19 protein-coding genes are annotated in these 15,403 nt (G+C 48.3%); 7 read left to right on the top strand and 12 right to left on the bottom strand.

Annotated features, from left to right (window positions below; genetic code table 11):
* Positions 1-663 precede the first annotated feature (663 nt).
* Positions 664-993 carry a winged helix-turn-helix transcriptional regulator gene (locus ABRS97_RS20330; RefSeq protein ID WP_367817214.1) on the bottom strand — a complete coding sequence of 110 codons (330 nt, stop codon included), beginning with the start codon at positions 991-993 and terminating at the stop codon, positions 664-666.
* A gap of 193 nt (positions 994-1,186) precedes the next feature.
* On the opposite strand from ABRS97_RS20330, the gene ABRS97_RS20325 reads away from it, so the two are divergent.
* Complete coding sequence (locus tag ABRS97_RS20325; protein ID WP_367817003.1) at positions 1,187-1,480, top strand: DUF1330 domain-containing protein; 294 nt, start codon at positions 1,187-1,189, stop codon at positions 1,478-1,480.
* Between the two features lie 410 nt (positions 1,481-1,890).
* On the opposite strand, the gene melA is transcribed toward ABRS97_RS20325, so the two are convergent.
* The 4 genes from melA to ABRS97_RS20305 all read right to left on the bottom strand — a co-directional run bounded on the left by melA (position 1,891) and on the right by ABRS97_RS20305 (position 6,023).
* Positions 1,891-3,396: an alpha-glucosidase/alpha-galactosidase gene (melA, locus tag ABRS97_RS20320; RefSeq protein ID WP_367817001.1), complete on the bottom strand. Its 1,506-nt coding sequence runs from the start codon at positions 3,394-3,396 to the stop codon at positions 1,891-1,893.
* 105 nt (positions 3,397-3,501) lie between these two features.
* The gene (locus tag ABRS97_RS20315) at positions 3,502-4,407 is read right to left on the bottom strand and encodes an AraC family transcriptional regulator (RefSeq protein ID WP_367816999.1); all 906 of its coding nucleotides are present in this window, start codon (positions 4,405-4,407) and stop codon (positions 3,502-3,504) included.
* A 103-nt stretch (positions 4,408-4,510) separates the two neighbouring features.
* Positions 4,511-5,725 (bottom strand): aspartate aminotransferase family protein, encoded by a 1,215-nt coding sequence (locus ABRS97_RS20310; protein ID WP_367816997.1) that lies wholly within the window; start codon positions 5,723-5,725, stop codon positions 4,511-4,513.
* Positions 5,726-5,858: 133 nt separating this feature from the next.
* Complete coding sequence (locus tag ABRS97_RS20305; protein WP_367816996.1) at positions 5,859-6,023, bottom strand: hypothetical protein; 165 nt, start codon at positions 6,021-6,023, stop codon at positions 5,859-5,861.
* Positions 6,024-6,226: 203 nt separating this feature from the next.
* Between ABRS97_RS20305 and kduI the strand changes: the two genes are divergently transcribed.
* From kduI to ABRS97_RS20285, 4 genes are read left to right on the top strand one after another with little or no spacing between them, the layout of a single operon-like run.
* Positions 6,227-7,060 (top strand): 5-dehydro-4-deoxy-D-glucuronate isomerase, encoded by an 834-nt coding sequence (gene kduI, locus ABRS97_RS20300; RefSeq protein WP_367817212.1) that lies wholly within the window; start codon positions 6,227-6,229, stop codon positions 7,058-7,060.
* Positions 7,061-7,092: 32 nt separating this feature from the next.
* Positions 7,093-7,848, top strand: a complete 756-nt coding sequence (locus tag ABRS97_RS20295; protein ID WP_367816994.1) for a DeoR/GlpR family DNA-binding transcription regulator — start codon at positions 7,093-7,095, stop codon at positions 7,846-7,848.
* Between the two features lie 21 nt (positions 7,849-7,869).
* Positions 7,870-8,622, top strand: a complete 753-nt coding sequence (gene kduD / locus ABRS97_RS20290) for a 2-dehydro-3-deoxy-D-gluconate 5-dehydrogenase KduD (protein WP_367816992.1) — start codon at positions 7,870-7,872, stop codon at positions 8,620-8,622.
* The gene (locus tag ABRS97_RS20285; RefSeq protein ID WP_367816991.1) at positions 8,623-8,757 is read left to right on the top strand and encodes a hypothetical protein; all 135 of its coding nucleotides are present in this window, start codon (positions 8,623-8,625) and stop codon (positions 8,755-8,757) included.
* A 143-nt stretch (positions 8,758-8,900) separates the two neighbouring features.
* Here ABRS97_RS20285 and ABRS97_RS20280 read toward each other — a convergent pair whose 3' ends face one another.
* The 4 genes from ABRS97_RS20280 to ABRS97_RS20265 all read right to left on the bottom strand — a co-directional run bounded on the left by ABRS97_RS20280 (position 8,901) and on the right by ABRS97_RS20265 (position 11,022).
* Positions 8,901-9,374, bottom strand: a complete 474-nt coding sequence (locus tag ABRS97_RS20280; protein WP_367816989.1) for a GlcG/HbpS family heme-binding protein — start codon at positions 9,372-9,374, stop codon at positions 8,901-8,903.
* A gap of 215 nt (positions 9,375-9,589) precedes the next feature.
* Complete coding sequence (locus ABRS97_RS20275) at positions 9,590-9,763, bottom strand: Spo0E family sporulation regulatory protein-aspartic acid phosphatase (protein WP_367816987.1); 174 nt, start codon at positions 9,761-9,763, stop codon at positions 9,590-9,592.
* A gap of 148 nt (positions 9,764-9,911) precedes the next feature.
* Positions 9,912-10,364 (bottom strand): ribosomal maturation YjgA family protein, encoded by a 453-nt coding sequence (locus ABRS97_RS20270; protein ID WP_367816985.1) that lies wholly within the window; start codon positions 10,362-10,364, stop codon positions 9,912-9,914.
* A 28-nt stretch (positions 10,365-10,392) separates the two neighbouring features.
* Positions 10,393-11,022: a DedA family protein gene (locus ABRS97_RS20265; protein WP_367816984.1), complete on the bottom strand. Its 630-nt coding sequence runs from the start codon at positions 11,020-11,022 to the stop codon at positions 10,393-10,395.
* A gap of 208 nt (positions 11,023-11,230) precedes the next feature.
* Here ABRS97_RS20265 and ABRS97_RS20260 point away from each other — a divergent pair, with 208 nt between their 5' ends.
* Positions 11,231-11,968, top strand: a complete 738-nt coding sequence (locus ABRS97_RS20260; protein WP_367816982.1) for a hypothetical protein — start codon at positions 11,231-11,233, stop codon at positions 11,966-11,968.
* A 46-nt stretch (positions 11,969-12,014) separates the two neighbouring features.
* On the opposite strand, the gene ABRS97_RS20255 is transcribed toward ABRS97_RS20260, so the two are convergent.
* Together ABRS97_RS20255 and bluB are read right to left on the bottom strand one after the other, a co-directional pair.
* On the bottom strand, positions 12,015-12,617 hold the full coding sequence (locus ABRS97_RS20255) for a P-loop nucleotide/nucleoside kinase family protein (protein ID WP_367816981.1): 603 nt from the start codon (positions 12,615-12,617) through the stop codon (positions 12,015-12,017).
* Entirely contained in the window at positions 12,605-13,258 is a 654-nt protein-coding gene (gene bluB, locus ABRS97_RS20250) for a 5,6-dimethylbenzimidazole synthase (protein WP_367816979.1), read from the bottom strand. Before bluB ends, ABRS97_RS20255 begins: the two co-directional genes overlap by 13 nt.
* Positions 13,259-13,431: 173 nt before the next feature.
* Between bluB and ABRS97_RS20245 the strand changes: the two genes are divergently transcribed.
* Positions 13,432-14,262 carry a sugar phosphate isomerase/epimerase family protein gene (locus ABRS97_RS20245; RefSeq protein WP_367816977.1) on the top strand — a complete coding sequence of 277 codons (831 nt, stop codon included), beginning with the start codon at positions 13,432-13,434 and terminating at the stop codon, positions 14,260-14,262.
* 5 nt (positions 14,263-14,267) lie between these two features.
* Here ABRS97_RS20245 and ABRS97_RS20240 read toward each other — a convergent pair whose 3' ends face one another.
* Positions 14,268-14,966, bottom strand: coding sequence for a metal-dependent hydrolase (locus ABRS97_RS20240; RefSeq protein WP_367816975.1), 699 nt, complete (start codon positions 14,964-14,966; stop codon positions 14,268-14,270).
* Positions 14,967-15,403: the final 437 nt, after the last annotated feature.

The raw sequence follows: 15,403 nt of genomic DNA, 5'->3' as shown, positions 1-15,403 counted from the left end.
GTAACGCCCCTTTGGGCCGTTACCGCTCGCTCTTCACACCCTCGCCGCTCGCTTCGCCTTCCGTAAGGCCCATTTCGGGCCTTTCACGCTCCGCCGCGCGGCGTGCTGCTCCCGTAACGCCCTTTTGGGCCGTTACAGTTCGCTCTTCACACCCTCGCCGCTCTCCTCGCCTTCCGTAAGGCCCATTTCGGGCCTTTCACGTTCCGCCGCGCGGCGTGCTGCTCCCGTAACGCCCCTTTGGGCCGTTACCGCTCGCTCTTCACACCCTCGCCGCTCGCTTCGCCTTCCGTAAGGCCCATTTCGGGCCTTTCACGCTCTGCCGCGCGGCGTGCTGCTCCTGTAACGCCCCTTTGGGCCGTTACCGCTAGCTCTTTACCCGCGCCCAATCAAAAAAGGAGTCCCAGAAGCAACAGCTCCCCCAGGACTCCCACTCTCTTATTTCAAATACCTCGCACATCGGCGTTATCGGCACCGCTTCACGGAAGTCGAAAGAGCCAACAACCAATCTGCGAGGTAACCCGCATGTTGTTAAACTTTGTTTTCTTTTGTCCTGAAGAAGTCACGATGCTGTTGCTGATTTGGTTTTCTTTCATGAGCATCGCCATCGCCTTTCGCGAAAAACTGGGATCTTTCAGCTTCTGTTGGTCGTTGACATCTTCTACCTTATTGCTCACTTTGAGAGATCGCGTCTTCTGCCAACGCCCAGGTTGTCATCGCCTCGAAAATAGGGCGCAAACGTTGCCCTCGCTCCGTCAGCTCATATTCGACGTGGAGCGGAACCTCCGAGTAGACCGTGCGCGTCACGATGCCATGCTCTTCCAGTAAACGCAGCCGATCCGTTAGCGTTTTTGGGCTTATGGGAGCCAACGAACGACGAAACTCTCCAAAACGTTTGATTCCGCTAAACAGGTCACGCAGAATAAGAATAGTCCACTTGCCCTCTAAGATCTCCACTGTATGTCCGATTGGCTGAAAACAAGAAATGTCAGTCATCACTTTTGCTGGCTCCTTACTAGTTCATTTTTTGAAACTATTGCACTTTTTTGTAACTACTTTACAAGAAATACCAGAAAGCTCTACGCTTATCAACAAGACAAAAAATTTGTCTTCCCTGAGTGCCATGAGATGTGGATACATGTCTCTATTCAATTCAGAATACGTTTTGAAAAATAAAGGAGGAAAAACTATGGCAGCCTATCTTGTCTTTGATGTCGAGAAAATAACTGATTTTGAGAGGATGATGGAATATCGTCGGCTCGCCGCGCCAACACTTAAAGAATACGGCGTCAAATTCCTGCTAGAAGGAGGCGGCCCATATGAAGTAATTGAAGGGGATAGGCCGACGTTAGGGTTGGTTATCCTGCAATTTGAGGATGCAGATCACTTCAGACGCTGGTACAATTCATCTGAATATCAGGAAGCAAGCAAGCTCCGTCTCCAGTCATCCACTTCTCAAGTAATTCTTATCGAGGGGCAGTAATCGGCCTTGAAAAGTTGTATATTTTCTTCATATCGCTCTCATTACCTTTTTCACTCCATTTAACACAATATGGAATTAAACTAACTGCCCATTCAACGTTTATGCAAAAAAGACGCGCCCTTGAAGCTAGATGAAAACAAAACGCTGTATTTTTAGCCGTTCTGTTTTCATAAGCAGCACTAGCCCATACGGCCTATCGCCCGTCTGAGCTTGGTAGGAGCCGCTTTCCTGCTGTAAAATCCACCCAAATTGATTCCAGGCCGCAAGTGACCCCGATATTGGACATAATCTTCTTCCCCGTTATGTCACATTGTAGCAACGAATCTTCTAAAAAAAAGAAAAGGACCAAGCGGTTCATTCCGCTTGGTTCCTCTATTATAATTCATATGACCCCATATGAATAAACCAACTCATGAAAGTGCGGCTGCGCGATCTTTCCCCTTATCGGCTTCGCCGGCATTTTTATTAGCGGCTTCCAGATCCTGCTGCATCTCTTCCACCGTTTTGACTTTCAAACGGGCCGCGCCTGCATAATCGCGCGTCGGCAGTAGATTGCCGGCGGCAAGACGCTGCTTCGCCTCCTCAATGGCGGCGCCATACTGCGGCAGCCAAGCTGCTCCGGCAACGAGCATTTCGTCGACCATTTGCCAAATTTCTTTGGGGTTGCATACAGCCCCGACGAGCGGGTCCATCATGAAAGCTTGCCGCAGCAGCTTATCGTCGCCATGGACGGCTGCCTCAACGGCAAGGCGCTGCACAGAGATGGAGACGCTGCATACAGCAGCAGGTCCGAGCGGCAGATCGCCGACATGCGGCATCGCAATGCCGTTACGGTCGACGAAGCCCGGCGCTTCAATAACCGCGTCATTCGGCAGGTTCGATATGACGCCATTGTTCACTAGGTTGAAGTGACCGCGATACACGCGGCCAGTCTCAAGCGCCTCAATGATGTAGGAGCCATGCTCTTGGCTGCGATTCTCCTGCGTATAGACGAATGCAGGATCGTTCATCCAGTTCGGGAAATCCGTTTCGAACCAGCTGCGTCCTTCGGTACAGACACGCAGATAGCCGCCGGTCTCTCCATTGATCCAGTTGCCCATATCAATCCAGTCCTGAATTTCGCTCGGCCGCTTTCGGTACCAAGGTACATATTCGCTTAAGTGACCGTTGGATTCCGTACTGTAAAAGCCAAATCGGCGCAGCATATCGATACGCACCTTTTCCGTACGCGCAAACTCCGGGTGGCGCTCGAAAGCATCCAGAAGCCTTCCCGTTAAATCTTCACCCTTATGGCGAATTTGAACGTACCACGTCTGATGATTGATGCCGGCGCAGATGATATCGACCTCGGATTGCTCTAATCCGAAAGCCTCGGCGATTTGGTGATGCCCATGCTGTACGCCGTGGCAAAGCCCGATCGTTCTGACACCGCCGTACTTATTGCAAGCCCAGGTCAGCATCGCCATCGGATTCGCATAGTTCAGAAGCAGCACATCCGGTGCGGCTGCCTCGCGAATATCTTTGCAAATGGCCAGCATTTCGGCAATGCCCCTCTGCCCGTACATAATGCCGCCGGCACACAAAGTGTCCCCGACACATTGATCTACGCCGTATTTAAGCGGGATATCCACATCCGTCGCGAAGGCCTCCAGACCCCCTACCCGAATCGTGCAAAGAACATAGTTAGCATTCTTCAACGCTTCCCGGCGGTCCGTCGTCGCTTGAATCGTAATCGACAAGCCGTTTTCCCGAATATCTCGCTGACACAGCTCGGTCACCATCTCCAAATTAGGTGAGTTAATGTCTGTAAAAGTAACTTGAACGCTGTGAAACTCCGGTACAGCTAACAAATCCTTCAATAGTCCCCGTGTAAATCCGATGCTCCCAGCTCCAATGAAAACAACTTTAAATGACATCTTTCTCATCCTCTCCGCTAATGATTACTGATCCAATTGTAGCAATCGGCGAGAGGGAAGCGTTATCAATTTTCTCACTAATTCGAAATCCAATTGTCTAAAATTCTAACTTCCTTCAGGGTACTCCCATTTCGATGCATCGATAGATTTACGATAATCAAGCGGCGTTAGATGCGTATGTGCTTTAAATAACATATGAAAATAAGATCGGCTGCCCACTCCAACATAATCGCAAATGTCAGCAATAGGGACGTCCGTTTCGAGCAGCAGCATCTTTGCCTTCTCCATGCGTATGCCTGTCAAATAGGCCATTAGCGTTTGTTTCATATGCAGCTTGAAAATCCGCTGCAAGTAGCCGGGATGCAAATTGACCGCACCAGCAACATCCTTCACTTGCATATTTCGGTCATAGTTCTGGCGCAGGAAAGCGACACTCTGTTTAACGTACCATTCGGTTTGTGGCAGCTCGCTGTTCACCGCTTCCTCATGAAGTCTGGCAATGCGAATCAGCAGCTGCGCAATGAGCAATTGAACCATTGTTTCACTTCTCGCCGGCGTTTTATCGAGCTCCAGAACAAGGCTTTTCATGATATGATACACCTCATCCGGATCTCGCAGCACAACATACAGAGATTGCACAGCCAATAAGGAAGCCAACACCTGCTCCTCAGCAGCTAGCCGTTGAATGGACGGAAACCCGCCTTCGCCTTCCATAAAACGAAACTCGACATTGAGCATTCTGCAAGGGGTGGCTGCATCTACGAGCAAGCGGTGCGGCACATTGGCGTCCAGCATAATAAACTCGCCTTTTTTCAGGCTCACGCTTTCAGGAGGCTCATGATCGATTTGAATCTCCACCCTGCAGGAGCCGTGAATCGCATACATAATTTCTATAGCGTCATGGCGATGAAACGGCATTTCAAAACCATTCCATTGCTTGAAATAATACGCAACAACGTGCGGATAATAGTCCCGCTCCGTTAAAGTCTGTTGAAATAGGCAGCTGTTCATCAGGGTTTTCCTCCTATACAGGCAAGTTCACATTCATTGTAACTCCCGCCTGTCAAAAAGAAAATCCCGACGTCATGGAACGTCAGGATAGGGATGGGTTCATTTATTGCGGCTTTAGCACTTCATCCATCACTTGGCCAAAGATGGTCATCATCTCGTCGATATCTGCTTTGGATACGATCAAGGCCGGCATCAAACGAATCGTTCGAGGATTCGGAGCATTGATCAACAGCCCAGCGTTCATGCAGGCTGACACGAGCTCAGCCCCTTTTGGCTCAGGGAGATCGAAGGCAAGCAGCAAACCTGTGCCGCGAATATGCTGCAGCCCATACTCGGACTGTTTATCGCGGAGTTGAGCCAGCAAGTATTCCCCTTGAACAGCTGCCTGATCGGCCAAATTTTGGCGGATGACTTCCCCAACTACAGCTAGGCCTGCCGCCATGGCCAAAGGTTGGCCCGTGTAGGTGCCGCCTTGATCGCCTGCTTCGAACAAATTGTAGGCTTCCTTCGCCAGCATGGCGGAAAGCGGAAAGCCGCCGCCGATTCCTTTTGCCAGTGTCAGAATATCAGGCTGTATGCCGTAATGTTCAAAGGCAAACATTTTACCGGTGCGGCCAATGCCGGTTTGAATTTCATCAAATATGAGCAAAATCCCCTGTTCATCGCAAAGCTTGCGCAGCTGTGCCAAATATGCGGTATCCACCGCGTGCACGCCGCCTTCTCCTTGGATGAGCTCCAACATAATTGCGCACGTGTTCGGGCTAATGGCCTTCGTCATGGCTTCCATATCGTTCAGCGGAACATGCAAAAAGCCGGGCAATTTCGGTGCAAATAGCTGCTGCCATTGCGCCTTGCCCGTCGCCGACATCATCGCTAAGGTGCGGCCATGAAAGCTGTTTGTCGTTGTAATGATCTCGAACGCGCCATTTTTCCGCACCGTTCCATATTTCCGAGCCAGTTTAATCGCGCTTTCATTCGCCTCAGCTCCGCTGCTTCCAAAAAAGACCCGGTCTAAACCGGACAGCTCCGTCAGCATCCCGGCAAACTCAATCATCGGCTTGTTAAAAAAAGCCGGGCTTACATTCACCAACTGAGCTGCCTGCTTTTGCAATGCATCCCTCAGAACAGCGGGCGAATGCCCCAGGCAGGTAACCGCCCAGCCACCCATAAAGTCCAGATAACGCTTGCCTTCCGTATCCCATACATACATGCCTGCTCCGTGTTCCATAACGACCGGCGGACGCTTTGCTGTAAATAATAGGGATGTTTCCGCCTCCGCTAACAGTTCTTGCGTTTTGCTCTCATCTTGCTCAATCACACCATCACCTCATCAACAATAATGAATAATTATACATTTTAAAGTATTTTTATTCAATATGTGATTCAAAAAAGAGCTGCTCCTCTCAGGAACAACTCTCAAATTCCTTTCATATCTGACCGTGCAGGCCTTCTTAATCTCGATCTTCCTGATCGCCTACAGAAAATGCCCTCTTCACATTATCCATAATCTCTTCAATGGCCTCGCTGACCATATCGGTTGCGGTTGTACTTTCTTCCTCCGGTTTGGTCGGAATCGTATCATTGCAAACGTGATCGAAATAGTGGCTATTATCCATGCGTGTATTCCTCCTGAAAGTCATCCATCATCTTTGTCCATGTAGTTGTTCGCTGTTTGGTCATCTTTTATTCACGGAGAGCTATTTTCTAATCTCCCTCTCATTCACCACTTGCGTAAACCACTTTTTTGGAGTAACTTAAACTTATATGAACGTATATAAACGTTTTTGAACCCAATAACGAGGAGAGATTTCACATGGACATGGATATTCGCTATGCTTCGCACCCAAGAGAAGTTAAACACTTTGATACAGACCGCCTGCGTGAAGAGTTCTTAATCAACACTTTGTTTGCGCCAAATGAAGTAAAAACCGTTTACTCGCATGTGGACCGTTTTATCGTCGGCGGCATCGTGCCGGTTGATACTCCTCTTCAATTAGAAGCAAATAAAAAAGATATGGCTGCCGACTACTTCCTGGAGCGCCGCGAAATCGGTATCATTAATATCGGCGCTAAAGGTACGGTAACTGTTGATGGAACTGTTTACGCAATGGACAATAAAGACGGTCTTTACATCGGCCGTGGCTCTAAAGAAATTATTTTCACAAGCGTAAACAGCGCTGATCCGGCGAAGTTCTATTTCAACTCCACGCCTGCTCACGCAACGCACCCAACAGTGAAAATCGCGATCAACGAAGCATCCCCGAACCATTTGGGAAGCATCACGAATTCCAACGAGCGCACCATCTACCGCTATATCCACACGGGCGGCGTGCAGAGCTGTCAACTTGTTATGGGCATGACGCTACTGAAGCCGGGCAACATGTGGAACACCATGCCTTCACACACACATAACCGTCGTTCCGAAGTTTATCTGTACTTCGATATGCCGGAAGACGGCGTAGTTTTCCATATGATGGGCGAACCTCAGGAAACTCGCCATGTGGTGATGCGCAACGAGCAAGCGGTCATCTCCCCTAGCTGGTCCATCCATAGCGGTGTAGGCACAAGCAACTATACATTCATCTGGGGCATGGCAGGCGAAAATCAAATTTTCGAAGATATGGACGCCGTTGCTATGAAAGATTTAAAATAATCGGTATACCTTTTAGAAACGGATGAGAATCGATGACACCTTTACGTAGATATGAAACCATCATGGAAGTGCTTCTGGCGCAAAAAGAAGTGACCGTTGCCGAGCTAAGCGAACGGCTTGAGGTTACAGGAAAAACGATTCGCGAAGATTTGGCGAAGCTCGAAGAAAAAGGGCTCCTCGTGCGAATTCACGGCGGTGCCATGCTCGCACAGAGCGACCAGCTCGGCATTCTGTCGGCGAAAGAACCGATCGTCAAGCATGCGGACGAGAAGACCGAAATCGCCGAAATTGCGCTGCGTTACATTCAGCCGCACGATATTATCGCGCTTGACGGCGGCAGCACAACGCTGGAAATTGCCAGACGGATCCCCAATCAGCCTTTGACCGTGGTGACGAACGATCTCTATATCATCTCGGAGCTGGTGCACAAGAATGAAATCCGACTTGTCGTCCCTGGAGGTTATCGTTTGCGCAATATGCTGGCAGGACCGGAAGCCGCTGCTTACGTGAGCAAGCTCAACATTCAGAAATCGTTTCTTGCTGCGACGGGTGTGCACTTGCAGCATGGTTTTACGATCTATACGAGCGATCTCGTTGATTACAAACGGGCGTTAATTCAATCCAGCGCTGTCGTCTACGGCGTAGCTGATCATTACAAATTCGGACAATGCGCACTACGAACATTCGCCGCATTGTCCGAGATTTCGATGATCTTGACCGACAGTGCGCTTCCCGCAGAAACGGCCGAGCAATTCCGCCAAGCGGGAATCCGGTTAGAAACCCATTGATGCGAAAAGGGAGTGCCTCTCATGAATATATTTGATTTAACGGGTAAAACAGCGCTGGTTACCGGAGCATCCGGCGGCTTGGGGCAAGCCATGGCGATCGGGCTCGCTGAAGCTGGCGCGAACGTTATCGCCGTCTCTTCCTCCGAAAGCGTGCATACGGTCGAAGCTATTCGGGCGCTCGGCGGACAAGCTGAGTTCATCGCTGCTGACCTAAGCAATGAAGAGATTCTGGAGGATGTTGTGAGTAAAGCCTTGGGCTTCTATGGCCGCATTGACATTCTCGTAAATAATGCCGGCATCATTCGCCGTACGCCAGCGGCCGACCACGCCCGCCAGGATTGGCACGATGTCATTGATTTGAACCTCAATTCCGCCTTTTTCCTGTGTCAGCTAATCGGCAGACATATGATTGAACGCGGCAGCGGCAAAATTATTAACATCGCTTCCATGCTAACCTACCAAGGCGGCATTAATGTTCCTGGATACACAGCAAGCAAGCACGCAATTGCAGGGATTACCAAAGCGCTTGCCAATGAATGGGCTGGAAAAGGCATTCAAATTAACGCCATCGCTCCCGGCTACATGACGACGAATAATACGGGGCCGATTCTGAAAGATGAAAAGCGCACACAATCCATCACCGATCGTATTCCTGCCGGACGTTGGGGATCGCCAGAGGACCTGAAAGGGCCAGTTGTGTTCTTATCCTCTGCGTCTTCCGATTATATGAACGGTCACGTGCTTTGCGTGGACGGCGGATGGATGGCTAGATAGATGGGCATTGGCACTCTTGCTCACACCCTTCATAAGCTCCTTCAACATAAGCCGGGTATCGACATTTCGTTAGAACAGCTTTCCGATGAAACGGTTGATGAGACGATTCAATACGTCAGAAATCTTTTGCCCTAATAAAACGAAGCCCCCCGTTCACTCTCATGGCTGAGGAACGGGGGGCTCTTTGTTCAATTATATAATGCGCACCGTGAACATCGATCTCGCCACTCGTCTTGAACCGTACGATAGGTGAGAATCCATCGAAGCGTTTCTCTTTTCTATTTCTTAATATCCGGCTCGGTCATGACCTCATAGCCATTTCCCAAAAAGTTTTGGAGCGCCTTTAACGCCGCTACGCCGACTGCAATGTCTTGCTCGCCATTCCCTCCGCTAACCCCAACACCGCCGATGACACTCCCATTCACGACAATGGGAAAACCGCCAACGAAAATTGCAAACTTTCCCGGCATCATCGCGTGAATCCCGAACGCCTCGCCCATCGGTGTCGCCGGACCGCCAGGCTGATTGAACAAGTGCGTAGACCGCTTATGTCCGCTGGCAGTAAAGGCCTTGGCCATCGCCATTTCCGGGCTCGTATTGCGCCCGCCGTTCATTCGCTCCAAAGCGATTACATAACCGCCGTCATCGACGATGCATATCGTCTCAAGCGCATTGGCCTCTTGAGCCGTCTTTATACCGGCCGCGACCATTACTCTCGCTTCTTCCAATTCAAGCTTCAGCACGGATTTCATGAAAGCCCTCCTTTGGGACCGTTGACATTCCACGATTCACCTCATAAGCCAAATTCCCAAATCAGCGGAACTCCACTTTGTTTCATCATATGGGGGAGGTAGGGATCGTTATTCGCGTAATACGAAAAACCGCCTGATATCCAGGCGGCTCATCCAACTTAGCAAGTGCAAACGTTTGAATCAAACTGCAAAGTAGACATTCTGAGAAAACAGAATCAGCTTTTGCGCACAGCAGAACACAAGGCCGTATAGCTGACAATCAATTCATCAAGTTCAAGAGAGACCTTTAGAAGTTCCGATACCTCTAAATTTTTCTTTTCTCCGTAACCATTTAAAATGGATCGTTTCTCCTCAATCATTCTCTGCAATTCATCCAAATCAACGGTCATAGCTATCTCCTTGAGATTTATTAGCTTACCCCATCATTCACACAGAAATGTAAACGCTTTATCCATGTAACAATCATACATGATGCCTTGCAAAATGTAAAAACGTTTGCACATTATATTCCAGGAACAACCAAATAATCACTTTCATTTACTCGCGTTCTCTCTCGTTTTCTAAGTATTTCACATTAAATTTCCTGCAAGCCTGATCTCGCGCGCGCCATTTCCGTGCGCTGCTCATCATACATTCTGCCAAAAACGAACATACAATTCCCGCACTGTATCTTAGCAAATCTGCAAATAAGAAACCTTTTCCCAATATTAATGATCCTACCAACGTGTTTCTAATGTAATTGATCCACGCGGCTTGATAGAGTTGGCTGCATTCAATGCCAAAACAAAAAATAAAACTGAAGCAAACGGCAAAAGCCGGCTTCTTAGCAGGCCATACGCCACGAACGCCAAAATAAACCATGCTCGCCCATAAGGCATCGCCAAAGTGCTTTGAAACCAGTAGAGGCAAGTAATCGCTGAAAGACCTTGAACTTATGCCTAACCCAATTGCGGTTAGTACGGCAACCAAATAATAAACTCGGATTCTCAATGGCTCCTCCTCTATCAGCTATTATTTCTTAGCCCTTAAGATGACTGTTTAATTCTCTGATCCATTTAAAAATGGCAACTTTATTTTGTTTGAAAACTAAAACTAACACGAAACCAGTCACAAGTACAAGAATAGCGGCAGCGGAGTAATGAGAAATGAGCTGGAGCAGTTGTTCAATTTTTTGCCCGAACAGTTTGCCGATCATCACATAAATCAATACCCAAACGAATCCCCCCGCATAGTTATATAACAAAAAAGTACGCAGGCGAACTTTCAAAATACCGGATACGTAACCAGTGAAATGCCTGAGTCCCGGAATAAAATAGCTCACAAGAATCAGCTTGTTTCCGTATTTATCGAACCATTTCGTTATTTTAGCCAAGCGGTCGCGGTTCATAAAAAAGAATTTCCCGTATTTATCAAAAAATGGCGTGCCCAGCTTATACCCGAGATAATAAGTAAACGTTGTGCCGATAATAGCTCCTATATAGGAATAAAAGATGATGAGTAGAATGCTGTAGTTTCCTATTGTAGATAAATGACCGGATACAGCCATAGCCAATTCTCCTGGAAAAGGCAAAGCTAATGATTCAGCAAATAATCCAAGAAATAAAACCAAATATCCATACTGATCAAAAAGTGTGTTCATCCATTCCATTGTTCAAGCTCCCCACTGGCCGCTGCATACCTTTATTTACTAACCAGTTTAGCTTAAAAGCTTGTTATCCATAACTGTCTGAGGTTTAGTTTTGTACTGGACTTTGGTCTTGCGCATCGCCATAAATTTACGGTTTATAGGAAAGTAAACGCATGCGAAGCCAAAAAATGATAAAATAGGTTTGTATGAAAAGAAAGGCGGAGAAAATATGGTACATACGTTTATTATCGAGCCCAGTACGTATAGCGCCTTCGATAACGAGGCGGAACAACTTGAGAAATGCAAGGAATGGAATCTGCTCTCGGAGAAAGCTTCCAAAGCGAAAGCTTTTTTCTACAAAGGCAATGGCAGGAATCTAGCTTGCACTATTATCGGGTTCGTCGATAAAATGACCGCGGTAATTGAATTCGATAACAAACAGAAGCACTGCATCCATCCTTCCTACTTGAAGGAGATGCAAGCAGCGAATTATGGTCAGAAGCTTACATCCGCTCCCGAAGAAGCCATAGAACCAGAGACCGTAGAGGCTGCCGTTGAGGCTTCGACGCAACAAGAAGAAGCGCCACAGGCAGTGGAAGCCAATGCAAAAGAACCTAAGATTGAAGAAGCGCCAAAAGGAAAAGCAAAAAAAGAAAAAGCGCCTAAGCTGGAGCTTCCTGAAGAAAAGGTTAAAATGCGCGCTACCGTAAAGGAATTTACGACAGTACCCAACCATTTCTCCGACAATGAAGATGAAGTCGTGATCTATGAGTCGGTTTTCATAACAGAACCGGAAACCGAAATTGGCACCGCCTGGTCCAGCCACAGTGCCACGCTAAAAAAAATGGAGCTTGCCATCGGGGATACCCTTACGTTCGAAGCAAAAATTGCTGCGAAGAAGTTGACCAAGCATCCTGTGCCGTACAAGATCAACAATCCTGCTAAATTAAAAAAAGAAGAAGCCTAAAATCAAAGTGAAGGGGAGCATGCAAACGCGCATACTCCCCTTCATATTATCCAGTTGACTGCTCTCCACCTTCAATAAACTGCGCTAGCGTGAGCAATTTCTGCTCTGTGAGCAAGCCTGTGTTGTCCATATATAGAATGGAAGAAGGCGGCAGCTGCCATGTGATTTCCCCTCGGCGCAAGGATGGGCTGAAGCTGCTCCAGTTATCGAGCTTCCAAGCGTCCAGGACGGAAGCTCTTTCAATTAAACGCAAGCGGTAGGCATGTTCGTCAGGCAGATAGACGTAAACAGCTTTCACATCAACATCGGCAAAGGATGCGCCAATTCGCGCAAGTTCATTCTCCAGCCAAAAAGGATCGGCAATCTCTTTGGTAAACGGTCCGACAACACAGGCATCGGTGCCCAGCTCCAAGTTATCCAGCGCTCCGTCCATGGTGATCCGATAACCGAGGTCGCGGCAGTACTTTTTATAGGCAGGCGAATCCCGATCATTGGGATCGAGTCCGGATAAGGACATAATCGTTTCAGCTGCAGGCCTGAGCAGCGTATCCATATCAAAAAAAGCCATGCGGCTTTTTTTTGCGTACATTTTGGCAAGCGATGTCTTCCCGGCAGCCGCAGGCCCCACGAAGAATACTAGCTTTCGCATGCGGAGCCTCCCCATGCCTCATGAAAGATCAGATCATCCAGTTTTCTTCGTTTCTCCCAATTGGCTGATTCCAAGATCGGTTTAGAGGGATAATTCTCTGTATATCCGATTGAAAGCAGCGCAAGCGGCTCGATGTGAGGAGGGATTCCCAGAATATCGCGCACATCCGCTTTTTTATAAAAACTGACCCAGCCAAGCGCCAAGCCTTCCACACAGGCAGCCAGCCACATGTTTTGAATCGCGCATGCGGTGGACAGCGCATCCGTTTCCGGTATCGAATTTCGTCCCAGCACATGGGAACCGCCGCGAGTCGGGTCACAAGTGACGCAGATCGTCAGCGGCGCTTGCTTGAGCCCTTCTATTTTTAATCCCAGAAACTGGTCCTGCCGATTGTCTTCGTAATGGATAGCCAGCGCCCTTCTTTCTTTGTCCGCTGCCCACGCCAACCGTTCCTTAATCGCTTCTTTGGTAATGAGAATAAAACTCCAAGGCTGCATGAAGCCGACCGAAGGGCCATGATGCGCCGCTTCCAACAACTTCATGATGATCTCTGATGGAATAGGCGTATTCAAAAACGTTCTGATATCTCTTCTCGCGTTGATAATCTTATATAAGGCATCTTTATCTTGTTCGCTAAACATGTGCATACCTCCGTGGAAACGCATTCTTCCTTGCAAACAGTATACAGATAAACACCCCCAAATAACAGTAACATACGTACTTGCAGCCAAATAATGCATGTATGCCCCAGATTGAATATGTTGCTTCCGAAGGTGATTTGATACACTGGACTAAATTCGAGAGGAGTGAGCTTATGACCTTTTTATCATTAACTTCATGGAGTTTGCATCGAAATCTGGGTCCGCTGCGCTGGACGCACTGGGACGAACAAACAGGCCGTACCTGCACGGCTGTTCAAGAGGAGCCGGAACACTTAACACTCCTTGAATTGCCGTCGGTACTTGCCCAGAAAGGATTCGCGGCCGCGGAAATCTGCCATTTTCATTTTCCGGATACGAGCGAAGCGTATTTAAAATCACTTGGAAGCGCATTCGCCGAAGCTGGAATCCGCTTCTATACGCTGCTGCTAGAGTACGGCGATATCTCCAGTGTGGACGAGCTCCGCAGGCAGACGGACATCGCCTGGAGTCAGCGCTGGATTGATATTGCCGCTGCGGCGGGCGCTGAGCGGGTGCGCGTTATTGCAGGCGATGCGCAGCCTGACGATCAAGCAGCTTTGAAACGCTCGGCGGACGCCTTGTCCTCCTTGTGCGATTACGCTGCGGCAAGAGGCGTCCGCGTTGTTACGGAAAATTTTCATGCGCTGACTTCGGTTTCGGAGAACTGCCTGTCGTTAATCGATGCATGCGGTGAGCGGCTTGGACTAACCTCTGATTTCGGCAACTTCCAAGGGCCACGGAAGTACGAAATGCTTGCGCAAATTGTTCCCCATAGCGAATCCATACATGCCAAATCCCAAACCGATGAGCACGGCATTCCCGATGCTGCCGAGTTTGAGTCCTGCATGCAAATTGTCAAACAGTCCGGCTATGAAGGACCGATCACGATCGTTTATGACGGACCCGGCGATATGTGGGATGGCATTGATCGGGTGCGAAAGCTAGTTACGGCTTCACTTTCCTAAGCACATTAGCTGGCTTCGATGACCATTTTTTCGCCTGGAGCAAGCAACCGCCCTCTTAAGCCACGCTCTTCAAGCTGCTGTACGAATGCCTGCGCGTCCTGCCTGATAACAGGAAAGCTGTTGTAGTGCACTGGAATGACCAGCTTGGCCTTGTACCATTCCGCAGCTTGAAGTGCGTCTTCAGGGCCCATTGTATAGTTATCTCCTATCGGAATAAATGCAACGTCAATGGGATGCCGCTCGCCTATCAATTTCATATCGCTGAACAACGCAGTGTCACCGGCATGCAGAATCGTCAAGCCCTCGGCTTGGATCAAGTAACCGGAAGGCATCCCGCCATATACGATGCGCTGCTCTTCATGGAGCACAATCCCTGAGCTATGGAAGGCCTGAACCATTTTGGCCTTGGCAAAGCCAAGATCGACGGTTCCCCCGATATTCATCTCCTTTGTTTTTACCCCTTTCCAAGTCATGTACGCGGCAAGTTCCGGATTCGCAACGACAGGGATATCATTGGCTTTAGCGATCGGCTCAGCATCCAAAATATGATCCATGTGAGCGTGAGTGAGCAGGATGTAGTCCGTTTTAATATCGGCGGGACGAGTAACGGCCAATTCGTTGCCTCTCAAAAAAGGATCAATAACCAGAGACTTTGAGCCAACAAAGATTTGTAGACAAGAATGACCGTGGTACATAATTTCCAAGCACATTCGCCTCCTCAATATCATTTAATCAGTTATACATTCATTTTCTATGATTCTGAACATTTGGTCAAATAATCCCAAAAATTTGTAATTACCTCTTAATGTCAACATATTCTCCCCCTTTGTGCAATAATTTCACCTGTCATATTTATACAAAAGAATTAGAATTAATAAAGTAAACGTTTACTTTTACCGAAATTTGTCGCAACGTCCCTTTGTCCCTAACATGACGACCGCTATAGGCCGCCGTTTCACAGGCTTCAACATCTCATGATACATTTGGTATTCATCAGAGGAGTGAAGTTTTTTTTGCGCTGTAAAGAAACCGGTTTCACGAGAAGAAGGAGGATGTTATTTTGTATTCGAGTAAACTAGTTTGGCGGAAAAGTTGTATGCTGCTGCTTGGCTTTTTCGTGTTCATTTCCACTTTTCTAGGC

The organism is Paenibacillus tabacirhizosphaerae (assembly GCF_040812395.1).
Taxonomy (GTDB): domain Bacteria; phylum Bacillota; class Bacilli; order Paenibacillales; family NBRC-103111; genus Paenibacillus_E.
The sequence above is the reverse complement of the archived record's forward strand: the minus strand, read 5'-3'. Positions and strand labels throughout refer to the sequence as shown.

What these genes read in the sequence shown, in the direction of transcription:
- ABRS97_RS20330 (WP_367817214.1), bottom strand. Translation starts at nt 993, where the DNA reads ATGACTGACATTTCTTGTTTTCAGCCAATCGGACATACAGTGGAGATC.
- ABRS97_RS20325 (WP_367817003.1), top strand. Translation starts at nt 1,187, where the DNA reads ATGGCAGCCTATCTTGTCTTTGATGTCGAGAAAATAACTGATTTTGAG.
- melA (WP_367817001.1), bottom strand. Translation starts at nt 3,396, where the DNA reads ATGTCATTTAAAGTTGTTTTCATTGGAGCTGGGAGCATCGGATTTACA.
- ABRS97_RS20315 (WP_367816999.1), bottom strand. Translation starts at nt 4,407, where the DNA reads ATGAACAGCTGCCTATTTCAACAGACTTTAACGGAGCGGGACTATTAT.
- ABRS97_RS20305 (WP_367816996.1), bottom strand. Translation starts at nt 6,023, where the DNA reads ATGGATAATAGCCACTATTTCGATCACGTTTGCAATGATACGATTCCG.
- kduI (WP_367817212.1), top strand. Translation starts at nt 6,227, where the DNA reads ATGGATATTCGCTATGCTTCGCACCCAAGAGAAGTTAAACACTTTGAT.
- ABRS97_RS20295 (WP_367816994.1), top strand. Translation starts at nt 7,093, where the DNA reads ATGACACCTTTACGTAGATATGAAACCATCATGGAAGTGCTTCTGGCG.
- kduD (WP_367816992.1), top strand. Translation starts at nt 7,870, where the DNA reads ATGAATATATTTGATTTAACGGGTAAAACAGCGCTGGTTACCGGAGCA.
- ABRS97_RS20285 (WP_367816991.1), top strand. Translation starts at nt 8,623, where the DNA reads ATGGGCATTGGCACTCTTGCTCACACCCTTCATAAGCTCCTTCAACAT.
- ABRS97_RS20280 (WP_367816989.1), bottom strand. Translation starts at nt 9,374, where the DNA reads ATGAAATCCGTGCTGAAGCTTGAATTGGAAGAAGCGAGAGTAATGGTC.
- ABRS97_RS20275 (WP_367816987.1), bottom strand. Translation starts at nt 9,763, where the DNA reads ATGACCGTTGATTTGGATGAATTGCAGAGAATGATTGAGGAGAAACGA.
- ABRS97_RS20265 (WP_367816984.1), bottom strand. Translation starts at nt 11,022, where the DNA reads ATGGAATGGATGAACACACTTTTTGATCAGTATGGATATTTGGTTTTA.
- ABRS97_RS20260 (WP_367816982.1), top strand. Translation starts at nt 11,231, where the DNA reads ATGGTACATACGTTTATTATCGAGCCCAGTACGTATAGCGCCTTCGAT.
- ABRS97_RS20255 (WP_367816981.1), bottom strand. Translation starts at nt 12,617, where the DNA reads ATGCGAAAGCTAGTATTCTTCGTGGGGCCTGCGGCTGCCGGGAAGACA.
- bluB (WP_367816979.1), bottom strand. Translation starts at nt 13,258, where the DNA reads ATGTTTAGCGAACAAGATAAAGATGCCTTATATAAGATTATCAACGCG.
- ABRS97_RS20245 (WP_367816977.1), top strand. Translation starts at nt 13,432, where the DNA reads ATGACCTTTTTATCATTAACTTCATGGAGTTTGCATCGAAATCTGGGT.